The organism is Vibrio natriegens NBRC 15636 = ATCC 14048 = DSM 759, from assembly GCF_035621455.1.
In the GTDB taxonomy this organism is placed as follows: Bacteria; Pseudomonadota; Gammaproteobacteria; order Enterobacterales; family Vibrionaceae; genus Vibrio; species Vibrio natriegens.
Genome location: NZ_CP141822.1, coordinates 282,934 through 306,325, shown reverse-complemented (window position 1 = coordinate 306,325; position 23,392 = coordinate 282,934). Strand labels below are relative to the sequence as shown.

The window sequence follows — 23,392 nt, the reverse complement described above, 5'->3', positions numbered from 1 at the left end:
TTCAAGAGAAGAGCCTTTACTTAAAATTAAATACTTATTTAAGAAGACGAGCTCGGAACTGACGTCCTTTCATCTTACCCGTGCTGATGGTTTGCAGAGCTTTCTTCGCCGCAGACTTCTCTACCGCCACATAAGCACGCATTGGGAACAAATGAATTTTGCCCACTTGAGCTCCCGGAATACCATTTTTCCCGGTTAAACAGCCTAGGATATCGCCCGGACGCACTTTTTGTTTTTTGCCACCGTCGATATTTATCGTCACCATTTTTGCTTGGTAAGGCTGTTGTTTTGATTTCTCTGGCAATGTCGCAGGAAGGATATCCATATCTAAATATTCTTCGATACGTGCAACACGTAAACCATCTTTCTCACCAAAGAAGCTGAACGCCAAACCTTTACTGCCCGCTCGGCCTGTACGACCAATGCGATGCACGTGTACTTCTGGGTCGCGAGACAATTCAAAGTTAAATACTGCATCCAGGTTATCAACATCCAAGCCGCGCGCCGCAACGTCTGTTGCAACCAGAATAGAAACGCTCTTATTCGCGAACTGAACCAAGGCCTGATCGCGCTCACGCTGTTCTAAGTCACCATGAAGATCAATCACACTGAAGCCACGGTGATGCAGCTCATCCGCCACACTCTGCACTTCTTTTTTGGTGTTACAGAATACAACCGCAGATTCAGGTTGATAAGTAAGAAGAAGGTTTGCCAATGCTTCATCACGCGCTTCCGAGCCTTCGACTTTGTAGAAATACTGGGCGATGCTCGAGGTATCGTGTGTCGATTCCACTTTGATCATCTCAGGTGACTGCATGATACGTTGGGCAATTTGCTCGATTTTTTCAGGGAAAGTGGCACTGAAAAGCAACGTTTGACGTTTTTTCGGCGCTGCATCAATGATAGCGTCCAGCGCATCCTGGAAGCCCATGTCTAGCATGCGGTCAGCCTCATCCAGTACCAGCGTATTGAGCTCAGAAAGATCAATTCGGCCTTTCTCAAGGTGATCAAGAATACGCCCAGGAGTGCCAACCAGAATATGAGCGCCATGCTCCAGTGAACCAATTTGTGGTCCCATTGGCATACCGCCACACAATGTCAGAACTTTAATGTTATGGATACCACGCCCTAAAGTGCGGATTTCTTTCGCCACCTGATCAGCCAGTTCACGTGTGGGACATAACACCAAAGACTGCACACGGAATCGCTTCACATTTAGGTTAGATAAAACCCCAAGACCAAACGCAGCGGTTTTGCCCGAGCCAGTTTTACCCTGACCAATCACATCACGCTGGTTCAGGATCGCCGGCAAGCTTAATGCCTGAATTGGCGTCATGTGGGTGTAATTCATTGAATCAAGCGTCGCGAGTAACGCCGGGCTTAGCCCTACGTGGTCAAAAGTTTGTTTGCTCACAGGGGAATATCCTCAGGTGGGATGAAAAAGAGGGCACATTATCGCCAGATTTGTCAGGAAGACCAGTTAAAATTAACCATTGTTAATGAGTATTAGCAGAAAACCGAGTAAAGTCAGTAACACAAAATAAATAACGGAATAGAGAAATGCTTACCTGGATGACTTTGCCTTTCGCTCAACTGACCACACTACAACTCTACGAGCTAATGAGATTACGTGTCGATGTGTTTGTTGTAGAGCAAACCTGCCCATATCCGGAGCTAGATGGCAAAGACACACTGGACGGAGTCTATCACCTGCTCGGCTATCACAATGATGAATTAGTTGCTTGCGCTCGCTTATTACCGGCTGGAACAACCTACGACAACGTCAGTATTGGTCGCGTCGTTACTAAAAAGACGGCTCGCGGCGGAGGATTAGGTCATAAACTGCTCGAAGAAGCACTAACACAGTGTGAAGCACTTTGGCCTGAACAAACCATCGATATTGGCGCTCAGGAACACCTCATTGAGTACTACTCACGCCACGGGTTTAATGTCATTTCAGACAGCTACCTTGAAGATGGTATTCCACATGTCGACATGCGTAGAGAAGCAGCGACGAAGTAACCCGAGACAATGACCTTCCAGCTATCTTCCAACAAAAAAGACGCGACTTGAGCGCGTCTTTTTTACAACATGTCTTTTAGCCGATATAGCTATTTATTGCGTCCGAAGGTTCCATCAGATAAGCGGAAGAACATAACCGAATGGTCGCCCTTTTCGAGCTGTAACATATCAAGCTGACCATCATCAGAGAACTTAAAGCGAATCAACTGTCCCTGCCTGATATGACTCAGTGGCTTGTCGCTACCCTCAATTTTGACCAACGAGCTGAGATCAGCCATAGACAACTGGTTATTACGGAAAACCTGCGCAAGCGTGTCGCCATTCTTCACTTGATACTCTTTCCAATTTTCAGACTTTGGACCAGAGTTCTGGGACGTGCGTTGCTGGCTCAAACTTTGGGTGTTCAAATTAATCGCAACACGTTGATGATCAACAGACTGAGTTTGCTCAACTAACTCTTCGGTTTTCTTTGGCATCGGGACAATTAGAATCAAAAGCAGCAGTGGCACCAACACCATCAATGCTCGTTGATGGAATTTAGGTAGACGTTGCCAAAACGCAGTAACTGGCTGTACGCGTTCTAACCACTTAGTTTTGTCGAACGGCTGCTTCCAGTCGATAGCAGCGTATTTTTGTTTGATCAACTCGACGTAGTCGACTTGCTGCTTTTTCTTTCTGCGACGATTCATTGCGATAGACCCCTTAATGCTTACTGCCAGTATAAAAATACCAGCGCGGAGAGTATATGTTTTTCACTCAAGTAAAATGGAATTTGGATTAAATTAGCAGAAAATTCACTTGGAGTAAGAGATAAGTCACACCCTCAATGGTCAGACGAGACAATCTGAGCCAATCATTTAAACCTTAGCTCGAAACTGATATCCTGTGACCTTTAACACTCCTAATAAGAGCGACATTTATGTCTGAAATTAAATTTGAAACTGCAGAACAAAAAGCAAGCTACGGCATAGGTCTGCAAATGGGTCAGCAACTAGCAGGTTCTGGTCTAGAAGGTCTTAGCGTTGATGCAATCGCAGCAGGTATTGCTACTGCACTAGTTGGTGACATGCCAGCAATTGAAATCGACGAAATCAACAAAGCGCTACAAGAGCTACACACTCGCGCTGAAGCAGTTCGTCAAGAAGCAGCTAAAGCTGCAGCAGCTGATGGCGAAGCGTTCCTAAAAGACAACGCTCTACGCCCAGAAGTTAAAGTTCTAGAATCTGGCCTACAGTACGAAGTTATCTCTGAAGGTACTGGCGAAATCCCAACAGCAGACAAATCTGTACGTGTTCACTACCACGGTGAGCTAACAGACGGCACTGTATTTGACAGCTCTGTTTCTCGCGGTCAACCAGCTGAGTTCCCAGTAACGGGCGTAATTAAAGGTTGGGTTGAAGCACTACAACTAATGCCAGTTGGTTCTAAGTGGAAACTATACGTACCACAAGATCTTGCGTACGGTGAGCGTGGCGCAGGTGCTGCAATCCCTCCATTCGCAGCACTAGTATTCGAAGTAGAACTACTAGATATCCTATAATTGAAATTCATTTCAATTACGGTTTCTAAAGCGGCGCTCTTGCGCCGCTTTTTTTGTTTAAGTTAAAAGTCGTTGTTCTCTTAAACATAAACTGTCACTCTAACGACCTAATAATTAAAAACACGCTCAACCGTTGGAGGTACTATGCGTAAAACACTCCTAACTCTAGCACTGCTATCGATGAATATCGGCAGTGCACATGCTTTCCTTGATTCAGTAGTAGAAAAAAGTAACGAGAGCGGACTGATGGACATGGTCGGTAAAAGTTTAAGTACCGAGTCTTCACCATTAACTGAATTGCTGACAAGTCAATTACCAGTATCCACTGAACAAGCTGCAGGTGGCAGCAGTGCATTACTAGCGCTGGCACAAAGCCAACTGTCTGGTGAAAATAGCAGTGAGTTAGCGTCCCTTATTCCTGGACTATCTAGCCTGAGCGGAGCACAAAGCTTGTTAGGTAATGTCGAAAGCCTAAGTGCGGTACAAAGTGCATTTGATACGCTAGGACTTGATGCTTCGATGATTAGCCAGTTTGCGCCAGTTATTCTGCAATACCTAAGCGAACAGGGCGCAAGCACAGGCTTGCTCGACTCTTTAACTGGTTTATGGTCTGGTGAATAAGTAAGAGTTACGAAGTAATAAGAGCTAAGCGTTGTTATTCAAGATTCTAACTAGAGTGAATTTCTTAACGTCACAAAAGTTATAACGCGCTTAGTTTTTTACTTATTTGAAAAGTTATAGATACAAAAAAGCCGAGCTAACGCTCGGCTTTTTCGTTCTTACGAACTGATTACTCAGCAGCTTCTTCAGCAGCTGGGCGATCTACAAGCTCAATGTAAGCCATTGGAGCTTTGTCACCAGCACGGAAGCCAGCTTTTAGGATACGAGTGTAACCGCCCTGACGAGCAGCAAAACGTGGACCTAGTTCGTTAAATAGTTTTGCAACTACTTCGTTGTCACGAGTACGTGCAAATGCTAGACGACGGTTAGCAACACTGTCAGTCTTAGCTAGTGTAATCAAAGGCTCAACTACGCGACGTAGCTCTTTTGCTTTTGGCAAAGTAGTCTTGATAACTTCATGACGTACTAGAGAGCTAGCCATGTTGCTGAACATCGCTTTGCGATGTGAGCTGTTGCGGTTGAGTTGACGACCACTCTTACGATGGCGCATGACCTAATCCTTCTAACTAGTATCGATTAATCTTCAGCGATTGATGCAGGTGGCCAGTTTTCTAGGCGCATGCCCAGAGACAGACCACGTGACGCAAGTACGTCTTTAATCTCAGTAAGAGATTTTTTACCAAGGTTAGGCGTTTTAAGTAGCTCTACCTCAGTACGTTGTACTAGATCACCGATGTAGTGAATCGCTTCTGCTTTCAGACAGTTAGCAGAGCGAACTGTTAGTTCAAGATCGTCTACAGGACGCAGTAGGATCGGATCGAATTCTGGCTTCTCTTCCTTCTCCTCAGGAACACGTACATCACGAAGATCTACGAATGCATCCAATTGTTCAGCTAGGATAGTAGCTGCACGACGGATTGCTTCCTCAGGTTCTAGAGTACCGTTTGTTTCCATATCGATAACAAGCTTGTCTAGATCAGTACGCTGTTCTACACGAGCTGCTTCTACAGCGTAGGCAATTTTGTCTACTGGGCTGTAAGTAGCATCTACTAGTAGGCGACCGATTGGACGCTCGTCTTCTTCAGTATGGATACGCGCAGAAGCTGGAATGTAACCACGACCACGTTCTACTTTAATACGCATAGCGATTTCAGCATTGTCATCAGTTAGGTGACAAATAACGTGTTCAGGGTTAGCGATCTCTACATCACCATCATGGGTGATGTCACCTGCAACCACAGGGCCCGAGCCTGATTTGTTCAAAGTAATGAACACTTCATCTTTGCCTTCAGCCACACGCACTGCCAAACCTTTAAGGTTTAGAAGGATTTCAAGAATATCTTCTTGTACGCCTTCTTTAGTGCTGTATTCGTGAAGTACGCCCTCAATCTCTACTTCTGTCACTGCACAACCAGGCATAGAAGATAGAAGAATGCGGCGAAGTGCATTACCCAGAGTATGACCAAAGCCACGCTCTAATGGCTCAAGAGTTACTTTTGCGTGAGTCGAGCTGATTTGTTCGATGTCAACTAGACGTGGCTTAAGAAATTCTGTTACAGAACCCTGCATTGTGTCCTCTCTTTAGTTTAAACCTTACTTAGAGTAAAGCTCGACGATCAATTGTTCGTTGATGTCAGCTGATAGATCAGAACGCTCAGGCATACGCTTGAATGTACCTTCCATCTTGCCACCATCTACTTCAATCCAAGTTGGTTTTTCACGTTGTTCAGCAACTTCTAGAGCAGCTTTGATACGAGATTGCTGTTTAGCTTTCTCGCGGATAGAAACAACGTCATTAGCCGCTACTTTGAAAGAAGGAACGTTTACAACTTTACCGTTTACTAGGATAGCTTTGTGGCTAACTAGTTGACGTGCTTCTGCGCGAGTTGCACCAAAGCCCATGCGGTAAACTACGTTATCAAGACGACCTTCAAGAAGCTGAAGTAGGTTTTCACCAGTGTTGCCTTTTAGGCGAGCAGCTTCTTTGTAGTAGTTACGGAATTGTTTTTCTAGAACGCCGTACATACGACGAACTTTTTGCTTCTCACGAAGCTGAACGCCATACTCAGATAGACGACCGCGACGAGCGCCGTGTACACCTGGTGCGTTATCAATTTTACACTTGGTATCGATCGCGCGAACACCAGACTTAAGGAATAAGTCAGTGCCTTCACGACGGCTAAGCTTCAGCTTAGGACCCAAATATCTTGCCATGATTCTTCTCCAATTGTCCTAGAAACGTTATACGCGACGTTTCTTAGGTGGACGACAACCGTTATGAGGGATTGGTGTAGCATCAACGATGTTTGTGATGCGGAAACCAGCAGCGTTCAGTGCACGAACAGTTGATTCGCGACCTGGACCTGGACCCTTAACCATAACTTCCAAGTTCTTTAGGCCGTATTCTTTAGCCATTTCAGCACAACGCTCAGCAGCAACCTGTGCAGCGAACGGAGTAGACTTACGAGAACCACGGAAACCAGAACCACCTGCAGTAGCCCATGCAAGAGCGTTACCTTGACGGTCAGTAATGGTTACGATTGTGTTATTGAAAGAAGCATGGATGTGCGCAACGCCATCTGCAACTTGCTTGCGTACGCGCTTACGAGCGCGAGTTGGTTGTTTAGCCATTGTACTCTACCTTCCCGATTATTTCTTGATCGGCTTACGCGGACCCTTACGAGTGCGAGCGTTGGTTTTAGTACGCTGTCCACGTAGTGGTAGACTGCGACGATGACGAAGACCACGGTAACAGCCAAGGTCCATAAGACGCTTGATGTTCATAGATACTTCACGACGTAGATCACCTTCTACAGTGTACTTAGCTACACCATCACGCAGTTGATCGATCTGCTCTTCAGTTAGTTCACTGATCTTAACATTTTCAGCAATACCCACTTCAGCTAGGATAGCTTGAGAGCGAGTTTTACCGATGCCGTAGATCGCAGTTAGTGCGATTACAGCATGCTTCTGATCAGGAATGTTAATGCCTGCTATACGGGCCATTATTCACTCCTAAGTGTTTCTATAAAAGAATTAGCCGCAGCAAAGCCCGTTATGGATACGCTGCGGAGTACTACTTCTTTTGCACGCAAAAGGTAGGCCGAGGAATATACTCGACCTAACCTTCGTTTTCAAGTAAAAATTTCTGCTAATTAGCCTTGGCGCTGTTTGTGCTTTGGCTCACTGCAAATCACGCGAACGACACCGTTACGCTTGATTACTTTACAGTTACGGCAGATTTTTTTAACGGAAGCACGAACTTTCATTGCTAAACTCCGTAAATGAAACTGAGTCTACCGCCGGATTAACGGCCGTAGCCTTTCAGATTCGCTTTCTTCAACACAGAATCATACTGTTGAGACATCATATGAGTCTGTACCTGTGCCATAAAGTCCATAATTACAACCACTACGATTAGTAGTGATGTACCGCCGAAGTAGAAACGTACGTTCCACGCGACCATCATGAACTCGGGAATCAGACAGATAAAGGTAATGTACAGTGCACCTGCAAGGGTAAGACGTGTCATCACTTTATCAATGTATTTCGCTGTCTGCTCACCTGGGCGGATGCCGGGTACGAATGCACCTGACTTCTTCAAGTTATCTGCTGTTTCGCGAGGGTTGAAAACCAACGCTGTGTAGAAGAAACAGAAGAAGATAATTGCTGCTGCATAAAGCATTACATACAGCGGTTGACCTGGGCTAAGAGCCAAAGACACGTCAGTTAACCAACCGAACGCGCTGCTCTCACCGTTCTGACCAAACCACTGAGCCAGTGTTCCTGGGAACAGGATAATGCTTGATGCGAAAATCGCTGGAATAACACCTGCCATATTAATTTTAAGTGGCAGATGCGAGCTTTGTGCAGCAAATACTTTACGACCTTGTTGACGCTTCGCGTAGTTAACAACGATTCGACGTTGACCACGCTCCATGAAAACAACGAAGTAAATGACTGCAAAAGACAATACCGCGATTAGCAACAGAAGAAGTACATGCAATTCACCTTGACGCGCTTGCTCGATTGTTTGACCGATTGCAGAAGGCAATCCAGCAACAATACCTGCAAAAATTAGTAACGAAATACCGTTACCAATTCCACGCTCTGTAATTTGTTCACCTAACCACATTAGGAACATGGTGCCGGTTACTAAACTTACGGTAGCAATAAGCGTAAACATGGTTTGGTTGATAACAACCAGATTATCGACCATGTTTGGTAAGCCCGTTGCAATACCTATAGCCTGGAAGGTTGCAAGTACAAGCGTGCCGTAGCGTGTGTATTGGCTTATCTTACGACGGCCTGCTTCACCCTCTTTTTTGAGTTCAGCTAACGCTGGATGAACTACAGTTAGCAATTGGACAACAATAGATGCCGAAATATACGGCATGATGCCCAATGCTAATATAGATGCACGCTCAAGAGCACCACCGGAGAACATGTTAAACATTTCTACGATGGTACCTTTTTGCTGGTCGAACAATTCGGCAAGTACAGCAGCGTCAATACCAGGGATCGGCACAAAAGAGCCTGCTCGGAATACTAAAAGTGCACCAATTACGAATAATAAGCGCGACTTCAGCTCACTTAAGCCGCTCTGAGCACTACGAAAATCTTGTCCTGGTTTCTTAGCCATCTGTACCTCGTTCCTCGAGATTATTCCTCGATTTTACCGCCTGCAGCTTCGATTGCAGCTTTAGCGCCTTTAGTCACACGTAGACCTTTTACAGTCACTGCTTTGTTGATTTCACCAGAAAGAACAACTTTTACGAATTCGATGTTCTTAGTGATGATGTTAGCAGCTTTAAGACTGTTAAGATCAACTACGTCACCAGAAACTTTCGCTAGCTCAGCTAGACGAACTTCAGCAGACACTAGGCTCTTACGAGAAGTGAAACCGAATTTTGGTAGACGTTGTTTCAGAGGCATCTGACCGCCTTCGAAACCTGGACGAACGCTGCCGCCAGAACGTGATTTTTGACCTTTGTGACCACGGCCACCAGTTTTACCTAGGCCTGAACCGATACCACGACCTACTCGCTTCGCAGAAGTTTTCGCGCCAGCAGCCGGTGCTAGAGTATTCAAACGCATTCTGATTACTCCTCAACTTTAACCATGTAGTAAACCTTGTTGATCATACCGCGTACGCACGGAGTATCTTCAAGTTCTACTGTGTGGTTGATTTTACGAAGACCTAGACCGCGCAAAGTAGCTTTGTGCTTAGGTAGACGACCAATTGAGCTTTTAGTTTGAGTTACTTTAATAGTTGCCATGGTGTTCTTACTCCGAAATAGATTCAACAGTTAGACCACGTTTAGCAGCAACCATTTCTGGTGACTTCATGCTACCTAGTGCATCGATCGTAGCACGAACGATGTTGATAGGGTTCGTAGAACCGTATGCTTTAGATAGTACGTTGTGTACACCAGCAACTTCTAGTACTGCACGCATCGCACCACCTGCGATAACACCAGTACCTTCTGCAGCAGGCTGCATGTAAACTTTAGAGCCCGAGTGGCGACCTTTCACTGGGTGGTGAAGAGTGCCTTCGTTTAGAGCGATCGTAGTCATGTTACGACGCGCTTTTTCCATTGCTTTTTGAATCGCTGCAGGTACTTCACGAGCTTTGCCGTAACCGAAACCTACACGACCATTACCGTCACCAACTACTGTTAGTGCAGTGAAGCTCATGATTCGACCACCTTTAACCGTTTTAGAAACACGGTTAACTGCGATTAATTTTTCTTGCAAATCATTCGCTTGAACTTGTTGTTCTTTAGCCATCTTCCAACCCTACCTTAGAATTTCAGACCAGCTTCGCGAGCAGATTCTGCTAGCGCCGCTACTCGACCGTGGTATTGGAAACCAGAACGATCAAATGCAACTGCAGTTACGCCTTTTTCAAGAGCGCGCTCTGCAACAGCTTTACCTACTGCTTTAGCTGCATCAACGTTACCAGTGTATTTCACTTGCTCACGGATCGCTTTTTCTACAGTAGAAGCTGCTGCGATAACCTCAGAGCCATTAGCCGCGATAACCTGTGCGTACACGTGACGAGGAGTACGGTGTACAACTAGGCGAGTCGCACCCAGTTCTGCAATCTTACGACGTGCACGTGTAGCACGACGGATGCGAGATGCTTTCTTATCCATAGTGTTACCTTACTTCTTCTTAGCTTCTTTAGTACGCACATTTTCATCTGCGTAACGAACACCTTTACCTTTGTAAGGCTCAGGTTGACGGTAAGAACGAATGTCAGCCGCAACTTGACCAACTAGTTGCTTGTCAGCACCAGTGATCACAATTTCAGTTTGGCTTGGACATTCAGCTTTAATACCCGCTGGCAACTCGTGCTCAACTGGGTGTGAGAAGCCTAGTGTTAGACCTACAGCGTTGCCTTTGATAGCAGCACGGTAACCAACACCTTTAAGAGTTAGCTTCTTAGTAAAGCCTTCAGTAACACCAACAACCATGTTGTTTACTAGTGCACGAGCAGTACCTGCTTGTGCCCAAGCGTTAACAACACCTTCTTTAGGACCGAAAGTTAGGTTGTTTTCTTCCTGAGCGATAACAACTGCATCGTTAAGAACGCGAGTTAGTTCGCCTTTAGCACCTTTTACAGTGATTTCTTGGCCGTTTAGTTTCACCTCTACGCCAGCTGGAATAGCGACAGGTGCTTTTGCAACACGAGACATAGTCTACTCCTTATTAAGCTACGTAGCAGATGATTTCACCACCAAGACCTGCTTTACGTGCAGCGCGGTCTGACATAAGACCCTTGGAAGTAGAAACGATAGCAATACCAAGACCACCCATTACAGAAGGAAGTTGATCTTTCTTCTTGTAAACACGTAGACCTGGACGAGAAACACGTTTAAGTTGCTCGATTACTGGTTTAGCTTGGAAGTACTTAAGTGTAACTTCTAGCTCAGGTTTTGCTTCGCCTTCAACAGCGAAGTCAACGATGTAACCTTCAGCTTTTAGTAGTGCAGCAATTGCAACTTTAAGCTTTGAAGAAGGCATTTTTACAGCAACTTTGTTTGCTGCCTGACCGTTACGAACGCGGGTCAGCATATCCGAAATCGGATCTTGCATGCTCATATGATTTACTCCAAATGATTAAGTGGCAATTACCAGCTAGCCTTACGAAGACCCGGAATCTCGCCTTTCATGCAAGCTTCACGAACCTTAATACGGCTTAGACCGAACTTACGTAGGTAACCGTGTGGACGACCAGTTTGGTTGCAACGGTTGCGCTGACGTGATGCACTTGAATCACGTGGAAGAGATTGCAATTTAAGAACTGCATTCCAACGATCTTCTTCAGATGCGTTTACATCGCTAATGATAGCTTTTAGCGCTGAACGCTTTTCAGCGAACTTAGCTACTAGCTTTGCACGTTTTGCTTCACGTGCTTTCATTGAATTTTTAGCCATAACAGTAACCCTTCACCTTACTTACGGAATGGGAAGTTAAAGGCAGCCAGCAGAGCACGGCCTTCCTCATCAGTACCAGCAGACGTCGTAATAGTGATGTCTAGACCGCGTACTCGATCAACTTTATCAAAGTCGATTTCCGGGAAGATGATTTGCTCGCGAACGCCCATGCTGTAGTTACCGCGTCCGTCAAAAGACTTAGCGCTAACGCCACGGAAGTCACGTACACGTGGAAGAGCGATGTTAATTAAACGCTCAAGAAAATCCCACATACGTTCGCCACGCAAGGTTACTTTACAACCGATAGGGTAGCCTTCACGGATTTTGAAACCTGCAACAGATTTGCGCGCTTTTGTGATAAGTGGCTTTTGACCAGAGATCGTTGCCATATCAGACGCTGCATTTTCTAGCAGTTTCTTATCGTTGATTGCTTCACCAACACCCATGTTTAGGGTGATTTTCTCGATTCTAGGGACTTGCATGACGCTTGTGTAGCTAAACTGTTTGGTCAGTTCAGCGACTACAGACGACTTGTAGTAATCATGCAGTTTCGCCATAGTAGAACTCCAAATTACTTCTAATTAGTTAGAAACGGTTTCGCCGTTAGACTTAAAGAAACGAACTTTCTTACCATCTTCAAAACGGAAACCGATACGGTCAGCTTTACCAGTAGCTGCGTTAAAGATTGCAACGTTAGAAGCATCAATTGCTGCTTCTTGTTCAACGATGCCACCTTGTTGACCTAGAGCCGGAACCGGCTTTTGGTGCTTCTTAACAAGGTTGATACCTTCAACGATAACTTTACCGGTTGCTAGAACCTTAGTTACTTTACCTTTCTTGCCTTTGTCTTTACCAGCAAGAACGATTACTTCGTCGTTACGACGGATTTTAGCTGCCATTTCTACGTGCTCCTTACAGAACTTCTGGAGCCAGTGAAACGATCTTCATGAACTTATCGCCACGAAGTTCGCGTGTCACAGGACCAAAGATACGTGTACCGATTGGTTGCTCTGTATTGTCGTTCAACAATACGCAAGCATTTCGGTCGAAGCGAATGACAGAACCGTCAGGACGACGTACGCCTTTACGGGTGCGCACTACCACCGCCTTCAGAACATCACCTTTTTTTACTTTACCGCGAGGAATTGCTTCCTTCACAGTAACTTTGATGACGTCACCGATATGTGCATAACGGCGGTGAGAGCCACCCAGAACCTTAATACACATTACGCTGCGTGCGCCTGAGTTATCAGCTGCGTCCAGCATACTTTGCATTTGGATCATGTTAGTGCTCCGCTAAATATTAATAACTAGACCCATCACGGGTCGGGCTGCCTCTTTAAAAGGGACGCGAATTGTACCACCCTTTTTTGTGATTGGGTAGTCAAAAAATAAACGGCTCCAAAAAATATTTTGGAGCCGCTTTAGTTTCATAGAATTAACGAGATTAAATCTTCGCCTTTTCTAGAACTTTTACCAAAGTCCAAGACTTAGTCTTAGACAGTGGACGACACTCTGCGATTTCAACTGTGTCGCCTAGGCCACACTCGTTGTTCTCGTCATGTGCGTGTACTTTAGTCGTACGTTTAACGTATTTACCGTAGATAGGGTGTTTTACGAAACGCTCGATAGCAACAGTGATAGACTTGTCCATCTTATCGCTAACAACACGACCTTGTTGAGTACGTTTTACTTCGCTCATTATGCGCCTGCCTTCTCAGTCAAAACAGTTTTCACACGTGCGATATCACGGCGTACAGCTTTCAGAGTATGAGTTTGCTGTAGTTGACCAGTTGCAGCTTGCATGCGCAAGTTGAACTGTTCACGTAGCAAATTCATTAGCTCAGCGTTAAGCTCTTCAACGCTTTTCTCGCGTAGATCTTGTGCTTTCATCACATCACCTGCTTAGTTACAAATGTAGTTTTGAAAGGCAGTTTACGTGCCGCAAGACGGAACGCTTCACGTGCCAATTCTTCAGGTACACCACCCATTTCGTACATAACCTTACCAGGTTGGATTTGGGCTACCCAGTACTCAACGTTACCTTTACCCTTACCTTGACGAACTTCAAGTGGTTTTTCTGTGATTGGTTTGTCTGGGAACACACGGATCCAGATTTTACCTTGACGCTTAACGTGACGTGTCATTGCACGACGTGCCGCTTCGATTTGACGAGCAGTTAGACGACCACGGCCAACAGCTTTAAGACCGAATTCGCCGAAGCTTACATCAGTACCTTTAGCTAGACCACGGTTACGACCAGTCTGAACCTTACGGAACTTAGTACGTTTAGGTTGTAGCATCTGTCGACTCCTTACTTACGGCCTTTACGCTGCTTCTTAGGCTTGTCGCCTTTAGGCTCTACAGCGTTAGCTGCTGGCATACCACCTAGGATCTCACCTTTGAAGATCCAAGTTTTAATGCCGATCACACCGTATTGAGTGTGAGCCGAAGAAGTTGCGTAATCAATGTCAGCACGTAGAGTGTGTAGAGGCACACGGCCTTCACGGTACCACTCAGAACGTGCGATTTCAGCGCCGCCTAGACGACCACTTACTTCCACTTTGATACCTTTAGCGCCTAGACGCATTGCGTTTTGTACCGCGCGCTTCATAGCACGACGGAACATAACACGACGCTCTAGCTGAGACGCGATGCTGTCACCAACAAGTTGCGCATCTAGTTCAGGCTTACGTACTTCAGCGATGTTAATTTGCGCTGGTACACCTGCAATTTTAGCTACAGCTGCGCGTAGCTTCTCTACGTCTTCACCTTTCTTACCGATAACAACGCCTGGACGAGCAGTGTGAATAGTCACACGGATGCTCTTAGCAGGACGCTCGATAACGATACGTGATAGAGACGCTTTTTTCAGTTCACCTGTAAGGAACTGACGTACCTTGAAGTCGCCGTCTAGGTTGTCAGCGAAATCTTTGGTGTTAGCAAACCATGTAGCATTCCAAGGCTTAACGATGCCTAGACGAATACCATTAGGATGTACTTTTTGACCCATTGCTTACTCTCCTAGTCTCTAGCGATCTGCTACAACAACAGTGATGTGGCTTGAACGCTTCAAGATACGATCCGCACGACCTTTAGCACGAGGCATAATACGCTTCATGGTTGGGCCTTCATCTACAAAGATTTTTGCGACATTCAGATCGTCAATATCTGCACCTTCGTTGTGCTCCGCGTTAGCGATAGCAGACTCAAGAACTTTCTTAACTAGTTCAGCAGCTTTTTTGTTGCTGAAAGTTAGGATTTCTAGAGCTTGGTCAACAGATTTACCACGGATTTGATCCGCAACTAAGCGAGCTTTCTGAGGCGAAATGCGAGCAAAGTTATGTTTAGCAATTGCTTCCATTATCTACTCCTTAGCGCTTCTTAGCTTTCTTATCCGCAGCGTGACCGCGGTAAGTACGTGTAGGTGCGAATTCACCCAGTTTGTGACCGATCATTTCATCAGTTACAAATACTGGTACGTGCTGACGACCATTATGGACAGCGATGGTCAAACCGATCATCGTAGGGATGATCATTGAACGACGGGACCAAGTCTTAATAGGCTTTTTGTCTCCGCTTTCCACCGCTTTCTCTACCTTCTTCAGCAAGTGTAGGTCAATAAAAGGACCTTTCTTGAGAGAACGTGGCATGGCGATTCCTCTTTATATAGATTACTTGTTACGACGACGTACGATGTACTTGTCAGTGCGTTTGTTCTTACGAGTCTTGTAGCCTTTAGTTGGCATACCCCAAGGAGATACTGGATGACGGCCACCAGAAGTACGACCTTCACCACCACCGTGTGGGTGATCAACCGGGTTCATTACCACACCGCGAACGGTTGGACGAACACCGCGCCAGCGAGTAGCACCAGCTTTACCAAGTTCACGTAGCATGTGCTCAGAGTTACCAACTTCACCGATTGTTGCACGGCCTTCAGAAAGAACTTTGCGCATTTCGCCAGAACGTAGACGGATAGTTACGTACGTACCGTCGCGAGCAACGATTTGAGCGTAAGCACCAGCTGAACGAGCTAGCTGACCACCTTTACCAGGCTTAAGTTCAACGTTATGTACTGTTGAACCTACTGGGATGTTACGCATTGGTAGAGTGTTACCAGCTTTGATAGGTGCATCAACACCAGACTGAACAACATCACCAGCTACAACACCTTTAGGTGCTAGGATGTAGCGACGCTCACCGTCTTTGTAAAGAACTAGAGCAATGTTTGCGCTACGGTTTGGATCGTATTCAAGACGCTCAACTGTCGCTGGGATACCGTCTTTAGTACGTTTGAAGTCAATTACACGGTAGTGATGCTTGTGACCACCGCCGATATGACGTACTGTGATACGACCGTTGTTGTTACGACCACCATTCTTAGAGTTTTTCTCTAGAAGAGGTGCGTATGGCTTGCCCTTGTGTAGGTCAGCGTTAACAACTTTAACAACGTGACGACGACCAGGGGAAGTCGGCTTACATTTAACAATAGCCATTTTTAACTACTCCTGTTATTCCGCGCCGCCAACGAAGTCAAGATCTTGACCTTCTTTCAAAGTAACGTACGCTTTCTTAACGTCGCTGCGGCGACCTTGGCGTAGACCTTGACGTTTGGTCTTACCCTTAGTGATAAGAGTATTTACAGACTTAACTTCAACTTCAAATAGCTTTTCTACAGCTGCTTTGATCTCTTTTTTAGTTGCATCTTTAGCTACTTTGAAAACGATAGTGTTCGCTTTCTCAGCTGCCATAGTTGCTTTTTCAGAGATGTGCGGTGCACGTAGAACTTTTAGGATACGCTCTTCAGTGATCATGCTAGCATCTCCTCAACTTGTTTAACTGCTTCAGCAGTCATTACAACTTTGTCGAACGCGATTAGTGAAACTGGATCAATACCAGCTACGTCACGTGCGTCAACTTTGTATAGGTTACGAGCCGCTAGGAATAGATTCTCATCTACTTCGCTAGTCACGATTAGAGCGTCAGTTAGCTCAAGCTCTTTAAGCTTAGCAACTAGCTCTTTAGTCTTTGGTGCTTCAACTGAGAAGTTATCAACAACGATTAGACGCTCTTGACGAACAAGCTCAGAAAGAATGCTCTTCATAGCACCGCGGTACATTTTCTTGTTTACTTTTTGGCTGTGATCTTGTGGTTTCGCAGCAAAAGTAACACCACCCGAGCGCCAGATTGGGCTACGGATTGTACCAGCACGCGCACGGCCAGTACCTTTTTGACGCCATGGCTTAGCGCCACCGCCAGAAACTTCTGAACGTGTTTTTTGAGCACGAGTACCTTGACGAGCACCTGCTGCGTACGCAACAACTACTTGGTGTACAAGAGCTTCGTTAAACTCACGTCCGAAAGTAGTTTCGGAAACAGTTAGTGCATCAGCACCTTTAACCATTAGTTCCATTACTTACTCCTGAGACGTTATGCTTTAACAGCTGGTTTAACGATCACGTTGCCGCCAGTTGCGCCTGGGACTGCACCTTTAATAAGAAGCAGGTTGCGCTCAGCGTCAACACGTACGATCTCTAGGTTTTGAGTCGTTACACGCTCTGCACCCATGTGACCTGCCATTTTCTTGCCTTTAAATACGCGACCTGGAGTCTGACATTGACCGATAGAACCAGGAGCACGGTGAGACAATGAGTTACCGTGAGTCATATCTTGAGTACGGAAGTTCCAACGCTTAACAGCGCCTTGGAAGCCTTTACCCTTAGATGTACCAGTAACGTCTACTTTCTTAGTTTCGTTGAATAGTTCAACAGTTAGTTCAGAACCAACTTCAAACTCTTCGCCGTTTTCTAAACGGAATTCCCAAAGACCGCGACCAGCTTCAACGCCAGCTTTAGCAAAGTGACCTGCTTCAGCTTTGTTTACGCGGTTAGCTTTCTTTGCACCAGCAGTAACCTGGATTGCAGCGTAGCCGTCAGTTTCTAGAGTTTTCACTTGAGAAACGCGGTTAGCTTCAACTTCAACAACAGTTACTGGGATAGAAACGCCGTCTTCAGTAAATACGCGGGTCATGCCCACTTTACGACCGATTAGACCAATCATTCTTCTAATCTCCCTTAACCTAGGCTAATTTGAACGTCAACGCCCGCAGCAAGGTCTAGACGCATTAGAGCATCAACAGTTTTGTCTGTTGGCTCAACGATGTCGATTAGACGCTTGTGAGTACGGATTTCGTACTGGTCACGTGCTTTCTTGTTAACGTGTGGAGAGATAAGAACTGTGAAACGCTCTTTACGAGTTGGTAGTGGGATTGGACCACGAACCTGTGCGCCAGTGCGCTTAGCTGTTTCAACGATTTCCGCTGTAGAAGCGTCGATTAGTTTGTAATCGAAAGCTTTTAGGCGGATACGGATACGTTGGTTCTGCATGAGACAGAGCTCCAAATTAAATAAATTACACAAACAATATCGCCACTCAAACTCGTCAAGACGAGAGAATGCCGATTGATTTATGTGAAACCGTAGCATCCAAGATTAGGACGCATTGTCAGTTAATTTTCGATTAACTATCCCTACATACCAAAGTCACCTTTGGGGATAGTTTTTCCGAAGAAAAGATAGCTAATTGTATTAACCGCGAACATAAGCTGAGTCTACATTACCTAATAAATCCTTGGATTTATTAGCTCCTCACTGCTCATTGGTTCACAACTGGCTTAACCAGTGCGCTGCATTATACAGATCACATTTTAGGTTGCAAGCATTGAGTGAAAAATAATCGAGACAATTTTTAACTCACTGATTTACTGCCACCAGCCAGTGTTGCAATAAACAAAAAGGACGCCGAAGCGTCCTTTTCTAAACTGTAATCGTAATAGCAGTCGCTATTATTTCTTACCGCTTGATAGTGCACCGAAACGCTTGTTGAAGCGATCAACACGGCCGCCTGTATCAACGATACGTTGCTTACCAGTGTAGAATGGGTGGCACTTGTCACATACGTCTAGGTGGATAGACTCTTTACCTAGAGTAGAGTTGAACTCGAAAGAGTTGCCGCAAGAACAAGTAGCTTGTACTGCTTTGTATTCTGGGTGGATACCAGCTTTCATGGGATAACCTCAATAGTAGGCCGTGTCGCTATACGAGTCTAAGCCGCACACCACACGTAATTAATATCAAAAGTGCGATACCGCATCAGCATAATGCTGAAGCCATATCTCAAGGCGCGATATACTAATGAATCGCACTGATGGGATCAACACATTTGGCAATTTTTTCGCCACTTTTTTAGCCAGTCTACTGCTCATCGCCTGTTTGAACGGAGATCAGTGAGCTTTACTCGAATTTTCATTCCAACTTTAATAGACTCTAAGCTCCTTTCCCTCTTTATATTACAGCTGAACTTTATGCGTCCATCCATTGCCAGAGTGGCATTACCCGTTCCACTCGACAAACAGTTTGATTATGCCATCCCGGGGCACCTGTTCCCGATCATTGGTGGGCGCGTTTCCGTACCTTTTGGACGCCAGACCTTAATCGGTATCGTTACTGCGATGGTGAATCACTCTGATTTTCCTAAAGAGCAGCTTAAACCAATTAAAGCCGTATTGGACTCACAACCTATCTGGTCAGAAAAGCTGTATTCATTGCTCACATGGTGTAGCCATTTTTATCAGTATCCATTGGGCGATACGCTTCACAATGCGATGCCAGCCGCGCTGAGAAAAGGAAAACCAGCCGATTTTGCCACCTTGCAGGAATGGCAGATTACCGAAGCGGGTAAAGACAAACTGATGCAAGGGCTTGATCGTCGGGCCGTGAAGCAACAAAAAGTTCTGCAAATCCTGGTAGACGGAGCCGTACCGCACCAAGAATTTGTAGAGCAAGAGATCGCCTCAACAGTGCTGAAATCGGTCGAAGAGAAAGGTTGGATTGAGCGAATTGAGAAGATGCCAACGATTTCAAACTGGCCTCAGCAAGTCGAAAACGACGTCGACAAACCCAAACTTAACCATGAGCAGGCGTTAGCTATCGCCAGCGTCAATAGCCAAAGTGGTTTTGCCTGCTATTTATTAGAGGGCGTAACAGGCTCTGGTAAGACCGAGGTTTACCTCAATCTGATCAAGCCGGTGTTGGAAAAAGGACGACAAGCGTTAGTTCTGGTACCAGAAATTGGCCTGACACCACAAACTATCAACCGCTTTAAGCACCGCTTTAACGTGCCGGTTGATGTTATCCACTCAGGATTGAATGATACCGAACGTTTAAACGCTTGGTTATCGGCTCGTGATAAAGCGGCTGGAATTATCATTGGGACACGCTCCGCCCTACTGACGCCATTTGCCGATCTCGGCATTATTATTGTCGACGAAGAACACGACTCTTCATATAAACAACAAGACAGTTTGCGCTACCACGCTCGTGATGTTGCTGTAATGCGTGCGTACAAAGAGCAAGTGCCTATTGTGTTGGGCTCTGCGACTCCGGCTCTTGAAACGCTGCACAATGCGTTGACGGGTAAATATCATCACCTGACACTAACTCAGCGTGCAGGCTCTGCGGTGCCGACCACCAATAAAGTGCTCGACGTTAAAGGTCAGTATTTAGAAAGCGGATTGTCTGCGCCGCTGATTGCCGAAATGCGTAAACACCTAAAAGCAGGCAATCAGGTGATGCTGTTTCTTAACCGCCGAGGTTTCTCTCCTGCCCTAATGTGCCATGAGTGTGGCTGGATAGCCGAGTGTAAACGCTGTGATGCCTACTACACCTTCCATCAATACAGTAACGAAATACGCTGCCATCATTGCGGCTCACAGCAGCCTGTAATTCATCAGTGTCAGGGATGTGGTTCCACTCAGTTAGTAACGGTCGGTGTCGGCACAGAGCAGTTAGAGCATCAATTGGCGCAACTCTTCCCAGAATACAAAGCCATTCGTATCGACAGAGACAGCACCCGCCGCAAAGGTAGCTTAGAAGATGCCCTTGAATCGATTCGTAAAGGTGAATACCAGATTCTGATTGGTACGCAAATGCTTGCCAAGGGACACCACTTCCCCAACGTAACGCTGGTTGCCTTGTTGGATGTGGATGGCTCTTTATACAGCAGTGATTTCCGGGCATCTGAACGCCTCGCGCAGCTTTTCATTCAGGTTGCGGGGCGGGCTGGTCGAGCAAGTAAACCTGGTGAAGTGATTTTGCAGACTCACCATCCCGAGCACAGTTTGTTACAAGCTCTCTTGCAAAAAGATTACCGCCACTTTGCCATGACCGCATTAGAGGAGCGGAAGTTAGCGCAATTGCCTCCCTACAGTTACCTGACTCTATTTAAAGCAGAGGCAAACCAAAGTGAGGTAGTCGAAGACTTCCTGCGCCAAGTTCGTTTTACGCTGGAGTCTCACCCACTATTTGACGACACTTGCATGGTACTTGGCCCGACCCCCTCACCTTTGGCTAAACGGGCGGGCAAATATCGCTGGCAACTCTTGCTGCAAACTCAACACCGGTCATCAATGCAAAAGTTATTAACCAGTGCCAAACCTGCTATTGAGTTGTTACCTAATGCCAAGAAAGTACGTTGGAATTTAGACATAGAACCACAGGATCTCAGCTAGCAAACGATTAGCTATGTAATGAATTACCTTTTAATGTGATACACATCACGTTGTCATTGTGGATTTTGTTAAACAGACCGTAACTTTCGCTATAGAAATGAATAGACTATCCCAATTAGTAAAGTCTTAAGTGCTTTGCAGAAAAAGACTTTAAATGAACACCATAGCGATTCCCCAAATTTGAAGTGTTGTTCTGGTAATAAAGACGTACTTTACTCGGCAAATAAACACCCTAAATGTGATGGTAAAGTGCGAATATATCTGTACTCAATGACAGTAATTTCACTAAAGGGAATAACGTCACCTTGGCGAACAATTTGAGAGGTTAAAAAACTATGGCGACAATGAAGGATGTTGCCCAGCTTGCGGGAGTATCTACCGCGACGGTATCTCGAGCATTAATGAATCCGGAGAAAGTCTCCTCTTCAACCAGAAAAAGAGTTGAAGACGCGGTACTCGAAGCAGGTTACTCACCAAATTCATTAGCGCGTAATTTACGACGAAACGAATCGAAAACCATTGTTACGATCGTTCCTGACATCTGCGACCCTTACTTTTCCGAAATCATCCGTGGTATCGAAGATGCGGCCATGGAGCACGGCTACCTGGTTTTGCTGGGAGACAGTGGCCAGCAGAAGAAACGCGAAAGCTCATTCGTAAACCTGGTATTTACAAAGCAAGCAGACGGGATGCTGCTACTTGGTACTGACTTACCGTTTGATGTTAGTAAGCCAGAGCAGAAAAACCTGCCACCAATGGTCATGGCGTGTGAATTTGCGCCTGAGCTCGAACTGCCAACCGTTCATATCGATAACCTGACTTCTGCCTTTGAAGCGGTCAATTATCTGACTCAGCTTGGCCACAAACGTATTGCGCAAATTTCAGGTCCTGATACCGCGGTATTGTGCCAATTCCGTCAACAAGGTTACCAGCAAGCACTGCGTCGTGCAGGGATCAATAAAGACCCGCAATACAGTATTGTCACCGAGTTCTCTTTTGACGGCGGAGCAAAAGCAGTGCGTAAGCTGCTGGAACTAGCGGAACCACCAACCGCGATTTTCTGCCACTGTGACACGATGGCAATCGGCGCCATTCAAGAAGCGAAAAAACTCGGCTTCCGTGTACCACAAGATCTATCGGTTGTAGGTTTTGATGACATCAATTTCGCGCAGTACTGTGATCCACCGTTAACGACGATCTCTCAGCCTCGTTACGAGATTGGCCGACAAGCGATGCTAATGATGTTAGAGCTTTTAAAAGGCCACGATGTGCATTCTGGATCTCGTCTTCTGGAGACTAACCTGATTGTGCGCGGAAGTGCTGCGCCTCCTCAACGAGCGTAAACTTTTCTCGCTAAGAGCAGTTAAGTTTCTGTCCATTAAAAGCAGCACTCATTTGGTGCTGCTTTTTTATATGTACCTATCAAGATTAGAGAAACAGGGTGTTTTCTCAACTCGTTCTGGATTAACATATTTGGAAGAATTCTTGATGACCAGAAATGACCGTGGCAAACAAAGATTATGTAAGAAGGGGGCGTGGTACCCCAAAAAAGTCGACAAAAAAACAGCCTTCAAGAAAGAAACCTTGGCGTAGTGGTCTACTGGCAATCGTGCTAGTGGGTGGTTTTGGCTATGGGCTATATTTGCTAAACAATGATCCAGAGCCCCAGCCACAAGTTGTGCAGCAATCAACGGCTCCAGTCAGCAAGCCTAAGGCAAAGACAGATTTACCTCCCCCACCCGAAGAGAAATGGGAATACGTAGAATCTCTCCCAAATCGCGAAGTGGAGGTGGTAGCCAAAGAGATTCAAGTATCGAAAATCCCTTACATCATGCAGTGCGGCGCTTATAAGACCCAAGCTCAGGCAGAAGAGCGTAAGCTCGCCATCGCTTTCCAGGGCTTAACCAGCAAAATTGTTAAGAAAGAAGGCAGCTCTTGGTACCGAATTATTCTAGGCCCATACAAATTTAAGCGCGATGCAGAGAAAGATCGCCATAAATTGCAACGAGCTAAAATCGAACCGTGTGCGATTTGGAAAGAGAATTTCTAGCGATAAAGTACAACCTAGGGCCCAGTTTAATCGGCCCTAGGTCACTAGAAACCTACTCCACCGAAACCCCATCCTTTAATTTCCCCTTGAATCCCCTTTTCCTCTCCCCCATATACAATATTACTTCCAAAGAGAAATAATTAAGA

General features: G+C 45.8%; 37 protein-coding genes. 6 read left to right on the top strand and 31 right to left on the bottom strand.

Annotation, left to right across the window (positions count from 1 at the left end):
* Positions 1-34: 34 nt before the first annotated feature.
* Entirely contained in the window at positions 35-1,414 is a 1,380-nt protein-coding gene (gene dbpA, locus VER99_RS01480) for an ATP-dependent RNA helicase DbpA (RefSeq protein WP_020335808.1), read from the bottom strand.
* A 146-nt stretch (positions 1,415-1,560) separates the two neighbouring features.
* On the opposite strand from dbpA, the gene VER99_RS01475 reads away from it, so the two are divergent.
* Complete coding sequence (locus VER99_RS01475) at positions 1,561-2,022, top strand: GNAT family N-acetyltransferase (protein ID WP_020335807.1); 462 nt, start codon at positions 1,561-1,563, stop codon at positions 2,020-2,022.
* An 89-nt stretch (positions 2,023-2,111) separates the two neighbouring features.
* On the opposite strand, the gene VER99_RS01470 is transcribed toward VER99_RS01475, so the two are convergent.
* Entirely contained in the window at positions 2,112-2,711 is a 600-nt protein-coding gene (locus VER99_RS01470) for a LysM-like peptidoglycan-binding domain-containing protein (protein ID WP_020335806.1), read from the bottom strand.
* A 230-nt stretch (positions 2,712-2,941) separates the two neighbouring features.
* Here VER99_RS01470 and VER99_RS01465 point away from each other — a divergent pair, with 230 nt between their 5' ends.
* The gene (locus VER99_RS01465; RefSeq protein ID WP_014230674.1) at positions 2,942-3,562 is read left to right on the top strand and encodes an FKBP-type peptidyl-prolyl cis-trans isomerase; all 621 of its coding nucleotides are present in this window, start codon (positions 2,942-2,944) and stop codon (positions 3,560-3,562) included.
* Positions 3,563-3,706: 144 nt separating this feature from the next.
* Complete coding sequence (locus VER99_RS01460; protein ID WP_020335805.1) at positions 3,707-4,183, top strand: DUF2780 domain-containing protein; 477 nt, start codon at positions 3,707-3,709, stop codon at positions 4,181-4,183.
* A gap of 169 nt (positions 4,184-4,352) precedes the next feature.
* Here the strand turns inward: VER99_RS01460 and rplQ are convergent, their stop codons facing one another.
* The 29 genes from rplQ to rpmE form a co-directional block, all read right to left on the bottom strand.
* On the bottom strand, positions 4,353-4,733 hold the full coding sequence (rplQ, locus tag VER99_RS01455; RefSeq protein WP_005383141.1) for a 50S ribosomal protein L17: 381 nt from the start codon (positions 4,731-4,733) through the stop codon (positions 4,353-4,355).
* Between the two features lie 26 nt (positions 4,734-4,759).
* Positions 4,760-5,752, bottom strand: coding sequence for a DNA-directed RNA polymerase subunit alpha (locus VER99_RS01450; protein WP_014230672.1), 993 nt, complete (start codon positions 5,750-5,752; stop codon positions 4,760-4,762).
* A gap of 24 nt (positions 5,753-5,776) precedes the next feature.
* On the bottom strand, positions 5,777-6,397 hold the full coding sequence (gene rpsD, locus VER99_RS01445; RefSeq protein WP_014230671.1) for a 30S ribosomal protein S4: 621 nt from the start codon (positions 6,395-6,397) through the stop codon (positions 5,777-5,779).
* Positions 6,398-6,424: 27 nt separating this feature from the next.
* Positions 6,425-6,814: a 30S ribosomal protein S11 gene (gene rpsK / locus VER99_RS01440; protein WP_001118870.1), complete on the bottom strand. Its 390-nt coding sequence runs from the start codon at positions 6,812-6,814 to the stop codon at positions 6,425-6,427.
* A gap of 18 nt (positions 6,815-6,832) precedes the next feature.
* Positions 6,833-7,189: a 30S ribosomal protein S13 gene (gene rpsM, locus VER99_RS01435; protein ID WP_005383154.1), complete on the bottom strand. Its 357-nt coding sequence runs from the start codon at positions 7,187-7,189 to the stop codon at positions 6,833-6,835.
* A 149-nt stretch (positions 7,190-7,338) separates the two neighbouring features.
* The gene (gene rpmJ / locus VER99_RS01430; protein ID WP_000868186.1) at positions 7,339-7,452 is read right to left on the bottom strand and encodes a 50S ribosomal protein L36; all 114 of its coding nucleotides are present in this window, start codon (positions 7,450-7,452) and stop codon (positions 7,339-7,341) included.
* A 38-nt stretch (positions 7,453-7,490) separates the two neighbouring features.
* Positions 7,491-8,825 (bottom strand): preprotein translocase subunit SecY, encoded by a 1,335-nt coding sequence (gene secY / locus VER99_RS01425; protein ID WP_014230670.1) that lies wholly within the window; start codon positions 8,823-8,825, stop codon positions 7,491-7,493.
* Positions 8,826-8,845: 20 nt separating this feature from the next.
* Positions 8,846-9,280 (bottom strand): 50S ribosomal protein L15, encoded by a 435-nt coding sequence (gene rplO, locus VER99_RS01420; protein ID WP_005383155.1) that lies wholly within the window; start codon positions 9,278-9,280, stop codon positions 8,846-8,848.
* Between the two features lie 5 nt (positions 9,281-9,285).
* Entirely contained in the window at positions 9,286-9,462 is a 177-nt protein-coding gene (gene rpmD / locus VER99_RS01415; protein ID WP_000201159.1) for a 50S ribosomal protein L30, read from the bottom strand.
* Positions 9,463-9,469: 7 nt separating this feature from the next.
* The gene (rpsE, locus tag VER99_RS01410; protein WP_004745894.1) at positions 9,470-9,973 is read right to left on the bottom strand and encodes a 30S ribosomal protein S5; all 504 of its coding nucleotides are present in this window, start codon (positions 9,971-9,973) and stop codon (positions 9,470-9,472) included.
* Positions 9,974-9,987: 14 nt separating this feature from the next.
* The gene (gene rplR, locus VER99_RS01405; RefSeq protein ID WP_005435088.1) at positions 9,988-10,341 is read right to left on the bottom strand and encodes a 50S ribosomal protein L18; all 354 of its coding nucleotides are present in this window, start codon (positions 10,339-10,341) and stop codon (positions 9,988-9,990) included.
* Positions 10,342-10,350: 9 nt separating this feature from the next.
* The gene (gene rplF, locus VER99_RS01400) at positions 10,351-10,884 is read right to left on the bottom strand and encodes a 50S ribosomal protein L6 (RefSeq protein WP_014230669.1); all 534 of its coding nucleotides are present in this window, start codon (positions 10,882-10,884) and stop codon (positions 10,351-10,353) included.
* Positions 10,885-10,897: 13 nt separating this feature from the next.
* Entirely contained in the window at positions 10,898-11,290 is a 393-nt protein-coding gene (gene rpsH / locus VER99_RS01395; RefSeq protein ID WP_005450567.1) for a 30S ribosomal protein S8, read from the bottom strand.
* Positions 11,291-11,319: 29 nt separating this feature from the next.
* Positions 11,320-11,625: a 30S ribosomal protein S14 gene (gene rpsN / locus VER99_RS01390; protein ID WP_004745888.1), complete on the bottom strand. Its 306-nt coding sequence runs from the start codon at positions 11,623-11,625 to the stop codon at positions 11,320-11,322.
* Between the two features lie 17 nt (positions 11,626-11,642).
* A complete protein-coding gene (gene rplE / locus VER99_RS01385) occupies positions 11,643-12,182 on the bottom strand; it encodes a 50S ribosomal protein L5 (RefSeq protein WP_005455660.1) in 540 nt (179 codons plus the stop codon).
* 24 nt (positions 12,183-12,206) lie between these two features.
* The gene (gene rplX / locus VER99_RS01380) at positions 12,207-12,524 is read right to left on the bottom strand and encodes a 50S ribosomal protein L24 (RefSeq protein ID WP_014230668.1); all 318 of its coding nucleotides are present in this window, start codon (positions 12,522-12,524) and stop codon (positions 12,207-12,209) included.
* Between the two features lie 13 nt (positions 12,525-12,537).
* Positions 12,538-12,909 carry a 50S ribosomal protein L14 gene (rplN, locus tag VER99_RS01375; protein ID WP_004410450.1) on the bottom strand — a complete coding sequence of 124 codons (372 nt, stop codon included), beginning with the start codon at positions 12,907-12,909 and terminating at the stop codon, positions 12,538-12,540.
* Between the two features lie 163 nt (positions 12,910-13,072).
* The gene (gene rpsQ / locus VER99_RS01370) at positions 13,073-13,327 is read right to left on the bottom strand and encodes a 30S ribosomal protein S17 (protein WP_005379575.1); all 255 of its coding nucleotides are present in this window, start codon (positions 13,325-13,327) and stop codon (positions 13,073-13,075) included.
* A complete protein-coding gene (rpmC, locus tag VER99_RS01365) occupies positions 13,327-13,518 on the bottom strand; it encodes a 50S ribosomal protein L29 (RefSeq protein ID WP_005379576.1) in 192 nt (63 codons plus the stop codon). Before rpmC ends, rpsQ begins: the two co-directional genes overlap by 1 nt.
* Positions 13,518-13,928, bottom strand: a complete 411-nt coding sequence (gene rplP, locus VER99_RS01360) for a 50S ribosomal protein L16 (RefSeq protein ID WP_005379577.1) — start codon at positions 13,926-13,928, stop codon at positions 13,518-13,520. The genes rpmC and rplP overlap by 1 nt, the downstream gene beginning before the upstream one ends.
* 11 nt (positions 13,929-13,939) lie before the next feature.
* On the bottom strand, positions 13,940-14,638 hold the full coding sequence (gene rpsC / locus VER99_RS01355; protein ID WP_014230667.1) for a 30S ribosomal protein S3: 699 nt from the start codon (positions 14,636-14,638) through the stop codon (positions 13,940-13,942).
* A gap of 18 nt (positions 14,639-14,656) precedes the next feature.
* On the bottom strand, positions 14,657-14,989 hold the full coding sequence (gene rplV, locus VER99_RS01350) for a 50S ribosomal protein L22 (RefSeq protein ID WP_014230666.1): 333 nt from the start codon (positions 14,987-14,989) through the stop codon (positions 14,657-14,659).
* A gap of 10 nt (positions 14,990-14,999) precedes the next feature.
* The gene (gene rpsS / locus VER99_RS01345) at positions 15,000-15,278 is read right to left on the bottom strand and encodes a 30S ribosomal protein S19 (RefSeq protein ID WP_004394525.1); all 279 of its coding nucleotides are present in this window, start codon (positions 15,276-15,278) and stop codon (positions 15,000-15,002) included.
* 21 nt (positions 15,279-15,299) lie between these two features.
* Positions 15,300-16,124, bottom strand: coding sequence for a 50S ribosomal protein L2 (gene rplB, locus VER99_RS01340; protein ID WP_014230665.1), 825 nt, complete (start codon positions 16,122-16,124; stop codon positions 15,300-15,302).
* A gap of 15 nt (positions 16,125-16,139) precedes the next feature.
* The gene (gene rplW, locus VER99_RS01335; protein ID WP_004398471.1) at positions 16,140-16,442 is read right to left on the bottom strand and encodes a 50S ribosomal protein L23; all 303 of its coding nucleotides are present in this window, start codon (positions 16,440-16,442) and stop codon (positions 16,140-16,142) included.
* Positions 16,439-17,041: a 50S ribosomal protein L4 gene (rplD, locus tag VER99_RS01330; protein WP_014230664.1), complete on the bottom strand. Its 603-nt coding sequence runs from the start codon at positions 17,039-17,041 to the stop codon at positions 16,439-16,441. Before rplD ends, rplW begins: the two co-directional genes overlap by 4 nt.
* 17 nt (positions 17,042-17,058) lie before the next feature.
* Positions 17,059-17,688 (bottom strand): 50S ribosomal protein L3, encoded by a 630-nt coding sequence (rplC, locus tag VER99_RS01325; RefSeq protein ID WP_014230663.1) that lies wholly within the window; start codon positions 17,686-17,688, stop codon positions 17,059-17,061.
* Positions 17,689-17,702: 14 nt separating this feature from the next.
* A complete protein-coding gene (rpsJ, locus tag VER99_RS01320; protein WP_004410492.1) occupies positions 17,703-18,014 on the bottom strand; it encodes a 30S ribosomal protein S10 in 312 nt (103 codons plus the stop codon).
* A gap of 458 nt (positions 18,015-18,472) precedes the next feature.
* Positions 18,473-18,694 carry a 50S ribosomal protein L31 gene (rpmE, locus tag VER99_RS01315; protein ID WP_014230662.1) on the bottom strand — a complete coding sequence of 74 codons (222 nt, stop codon included), beginning with the start codon at positions 18,692-18,694 and terminating at the stop codon, positions 18,473-18,475.
* 297 nt (positions 18,695-18,991) lie between these two features.
* Between rpmE and priA the strand changes: the two genes are divergently transcribed.
* The 3 genes from priA (at position 18,992) to VER99_RS01300 (ending at position 23,246) form a co-directional block, all read left to right on the top strand.
* Entirely contained in the window at positions 18,992-21,196 is a 2,205-nt protein-coding gene (gene priA / locus VER99_RS01310; RefSeq protein ID WP_020335801.1) for a primosomal protein N', read from the top strand.
* Positions 21,197-21,531: 335 nt separating this feature from the next.
* The gene (gene cytR / locus VER99_RS01305; protein WP_014230660.1) at positions 21,532-22,539 is read left to right on the top strand and encodes a DNA-binding transcriptional regulator CytR; all 1,008 of its coding nucleotides are present in this window, start codon (positions 21,532-21,534) and stop codon (positions 22,537-22,539) included.
* Positions 22,540-22,700: 161 nt separating this feature from the next.
* A complete protein-coding gene (locus tag VER99_RS01300) occupies positions 22,701-23,246 on the top strand; it encodes an SPOR domain-containing protein (protein ID WP_014230659.1) in 546 nt (181 codons plus the stop codon).
* Positions 23,247-23,392: the final 146 nt, after the last annotated feature.

Excerpts from the sequence above, each read along its gene's own strand:
- VER99_RS01475 (WP_020335807.1), top strand. The coding sequence starts at position 1,561 with ATGCTTACCTGGATGACTTTGCCTTTCGCTCAACTGACCACACTACAA.
- VER99_RS01470 (WP_020335806.1), bottom strand. The coding sequence starts at position 2,711 with ATGAATCGTCGCAGAAAGAAAAAGCAGCAAGTCGACTACGTCGAGTTG.
- VER99_RS01465 (WP_014230674.1), top strand. The coding sequence starts at position 2,942 with ATGTCTGAAATTAAATTTGAAACTGCAGAACAAAAAGCAAGCTACGGC.
- VER99_RS01460 (WP_020335805.1), top strand. The coding sequence starts at position 3,707 with ATGCGTAAAACACTCCTAACTCTAGCACTGCTATCGATGAATATCGGC.
- rplQ (WP_005383141.1), bottom strand. The coding sequence starts at position 4,733 with ATGCGCCATCGTAAGAGTGGTCGTCAACTCAACCGCAACAGCTCACAT.
- VER99_RS01450 (WP_014230672.1), bottom strand. The coding sequence starts at position 5,752 with ATGCAGGGTTCTGTAACAGAATTTCTTAAGCCACGTCTAGTTGACATC.
- rpsD (WP_014230671.1), bottom strand. The coding sequence starts at position 6,397 with ATGGCAAGATATTTGGGTCCTAAGCTGAAGCTTAGCCGTCGTGAAGGC.
- rpsK (WP_001118870.1), bottom strand. The coding sequence starts at position 6,814 with ATGGCTAAACAACCAACTCGCGCTCGTAAGCGCGTACGCAAGCAAGTT.
- rpsM (WP_005383154.1), bottom strand. The coding sequence starts at position 7,189 with ATGGCCCGTATAGCAGGCATTAACATTCCTGATCAGAAGCATGCTGTA.
- rpmJ (WP_000868186.1), bottom strand. The coding sequence starts at position 7,452 with ATGAAAGTTCGTGCTTCCGTTAAAAAAATCTGCCGTAACTGTAAAGTA.
- secY (WP_014230670.1), bottom strand. The coding sequence starts at position 8,825 with ATGGCTAAGAAACCAGGACAAGATTTTCGTAGTGCTCAGAGCGGCTTA.
- rplO (WP_005383155.1), bottom strand. The coding sequence starts at position 9,280 with ATGCGTTTGAATACTCTAGCACCGGCTGCTGGCGCGAAAACTTCTGCG.
- rpmD (WP_000201159.1), bottom strand. The coding sequence starts at position 9,462 with ATGGCAACTATTAAAGTAACTCAAACTAAAAGCTCAATTGGTCGTCTA.
- rpsE (WP_004745894.1), bottom strand. The coding sequence starts at position 9,973 with ATGGCTAAAGAACAACAAGTTCAAGCGAATGATTTGCAAGAAAAATTA.
- rplR (WP_005435088.1), bottom strand. The coding sequence starts at position 10,341 with ATGGATAAGAAAGCATCTCGCATCCGTCGTGCTACACGTGCACGTCGT.
- rplF (WP_014230669.1), bottom strand. The coding sequence starts at position 10,884 with ATGTCTCGTGTTGCAAAAGCACCTGTCGCTATTCCAGCTGGCGTAGAG.
- rpsH (WP_005450567.1), bottom strand. The coding sequence starts at position 11,290 with ATGAGCATGCAAGATCCGATTTCGGATATGCTGACCCGCGTTCGTAAC.
- rpsN (WP_004745888.1), bottom strand. The coding sequence starts at position 11,625 with ATGGCTAAAAATTCAATGAAAGCACGTGAAGCAAAACGTGCAAAGCTA.
- rplE (WP_005455660.1), bottom strand. The coding sequence starts at position 12,182 with ATGGCGAAACTGCATGATTACTACAAGTCGTCTGTAGTCGCTGAACTG.
- rplX (WP_014230668.1), bottom strand. The coding sequence starts at position 12,524 with ATGGCAGCTAAAATCCGTCGTAACGACGAAGTAATCGTTCTTGCTGGT.
- rplN (WP_004410450.1), bottom strand. The coding sequence starts at position 12,909 with ATGATCCAAATGCAAAGTATGCTGGACGCAGCTGATAACTCAGGCGCA.
- rpsQ (WP_005379575.1), bottom strand. The coding sequence starts at position 13,327 with ATGAGCGAAGTAAAACGTACTCAACAAGGTCGTGTTGTTAGCGATAAG.
- rpmC (WP_005379576.1), bottom strand. The coding sequence starts at position 13,518 with ATGAAAGCACAAGATCTACGCGAGAAAAGCGTTGAAGAGCTTAACGCT.
- rplP (WP_005379577.1), bottom strand. The coding sequence starts at position 13,928 with ATGCTACAACCTAAACGTACTAAGTTCCGTAAGGTTCAGACTGGTCGT.
- rpsC (WP_014230667.1), bottom strand. The coding sequence starts at position 14,638 with ATGGGTCAAAAAGTACATCCTAATGGTATTCGTCTAGGCATCGTTAAG.
- rplV (WP_014230666.1), bottom strand. The coding sequence starts at position 14,989 with ATGGAAGCAATTGCTAAACATAACTTTGCTCGCATTTCGCCTCAGAAA.
- rpsS (WP_004394525.1), bottom strand. The coding sequence starts at position 15,278 with ATGCCACGTTCTCTCAAGAAAGGTCCTTTTATTGACCTACACTTGCTG.
- rplB (WP_014230665.1), bottom strand. The coding sequence starts at position 16,124 with ATGGCTATTGTTAAATGTAAGCCGACTTCCCCTGGTCGTCGTCACGTT.
- rplW (WP_004398471.1), bottom strand. The coding sequence starts at position 16,442 with ATGATCACTGAAGAGCGTATCCTAAAAGTTCTACGTGCACCGCACATC.
- rplD (WP_014230664.1), bottom strand. The coding sequence starts at position 17,041 with ATGGAACTAATGGTTAAAGGTGCTGATGCACTAACTGTTTCCGAAACT.
- rplC (WP_014230663.1), bottom strand. The coding sequence starts at position 17,688 with ATGATTGGTCTAATCGGTCGTAAAGTGGGCATGACCCGCGTATTTACT.
- rpsJ (WP_004410492.1), bottom strand. The coding sequence starts at position 18,014 with ATGCAGAACCAACGTATCCGTATCCGCCTAAAAGCTTTCGATTACAAA.
- rpmE (WP_014230662.1), bottom strand. The coding sequence starts at position 18,694 with ATGAAAGCTGGTATCCACCCAGAATACAAAGCAGTACAAGCTACTTGT.
- priA (WP_020335801.1), top strand. The coding sequence starts at position 18,992 with ATGCGTCCATCCATTGCCAGAGTGGCATTACCCGTTCCACTCGACAAA.
- cytR (WP_014230660.1), top strand. The coding sequence starts at position 21,532 with ATGGCGACAATGAAGGATGTTGCCCAGCTTGCGGGAGTATCTACCGCG.